The sequence below is a fragment of the Neisseria sp. P0021.S007 genome (assembly GCF_051956855.1).
The window spans coordinates 1-993 of record NZ_JBQCXA010000179.1; the positions used below are offsets into that span (position 1 = coordinate 1).

Below are 993 nucleotides of genomic sequence, written 5' to 3' on the forward strand. Positions count from 1 at the left end.
GAAATAGATGGCGTTGCGGTTTTTGTCGAGGATGACTTTGACGACGTTAGGATTTATAAACTCGTCAAAATCGTGCAATTCGTGGGCGGCGGTCGCCATTTGCACATTGTTTTCAACCAAAACTTCGGCTGTACGGTTGATAAGTTCGGGATCGATTAAAGGCTCGTCGCCTTGTACGTTCACAACAATCAGATGCTGCGGCAGTTTCAGCGTATTGGCCGCTTCGGCAAGGCGCGTTGTACCGCTTTCATGTTGATTGGAAGTCATGACCACTTCGACGCTATGCGCCTGACAGGCCGTCTGAATATCAGGATGGTCGGTGGCAACGACAACACGCGCAGCCTTGCTTTTCGCCGCCTGCTCGGCAACGCGTACAACCATCGGTTTACCGTGAATATCGGCCAAAGCCTTACCCGGCAGACGTGAAGAATCCAACCGCGCCGGAATCAATACGACAAATTCGGTCATGCCTTCAGTTCCTCTTCGCTCAACGGGCGCGCTTCGTTTTCCAACATATAAGGGATGCCGTCACGAATCGGATAAGCCAACTTCGCCTGACGGCTCCACAATTCCTGTTTGTCTTGATGGTATTCGAGTTTGCCTTTGGTTACAGGACAAACGAGGATGTCTAAGAATTTTTTTTCCATGGGGTTACTTTCGGTAGTTATATCAAGGCCATCTGAGATGATTCGGACAGTATAAATATCAATATTTTCAGACGGCCTGCACATTATTTGGCACATTCCGAAGAATGTTTATTGCCCTTACACAAAATATCACGCGTTTGCGCCTCAAAAGCGGGCGTATATTTCCTGCTTGCGTTGATATAGTTGTTGCTCATTGTCTTTTTAACAATCTCATCATTCAATTTGTCGAAACGTTCTATCTTTTCAAATGCAGACTTACCGGCCCCATGCTCAAATACTTTTACTATGCTATCCACGTCTGCTTGGCTCAGCACATTGTCAATATCTCCGCCATGCTGTCTGAGAT

At 47.0% G+C, this 993-nt stretch carries 2 protein-coding genes and 1 pseudogene; all 3 read right to left on the reverse strand.

All coding sequences use genetic code 11. The features are described from left to right. A partial coding sequence (kdsB, locus tag ACTHUR_RS12035) for a 3-deoxy-manno-octulosonate cytidylyltransferase (protein ID WP_440398724.1) occupies positions 1-468 on the reverse strand: 468 nt, incomplete at its 3' end. Next, positions 465-647 carry a Trm112 family protein gene (locus ACTHUR_RS12040; RefSeq protein ID WP_049329252.1) on the reverse strand — a complete coding sequence of 61 codons (183 nt, stop codon included), beginning with the start codon at positions 645-647 and terminating at the stop codon, positions 465-467. The genes ACTHUR_RS12040 and kdsB, both read right to left, overlap by 4 nt. Before the next feature lie 83 nt (positions 648-730). After that, positions 731-993 (reverse strand): annotated as a pseudogene (locus tag ACTHUR_RS12045) (hypothetical protein); the annotation flags it as partial.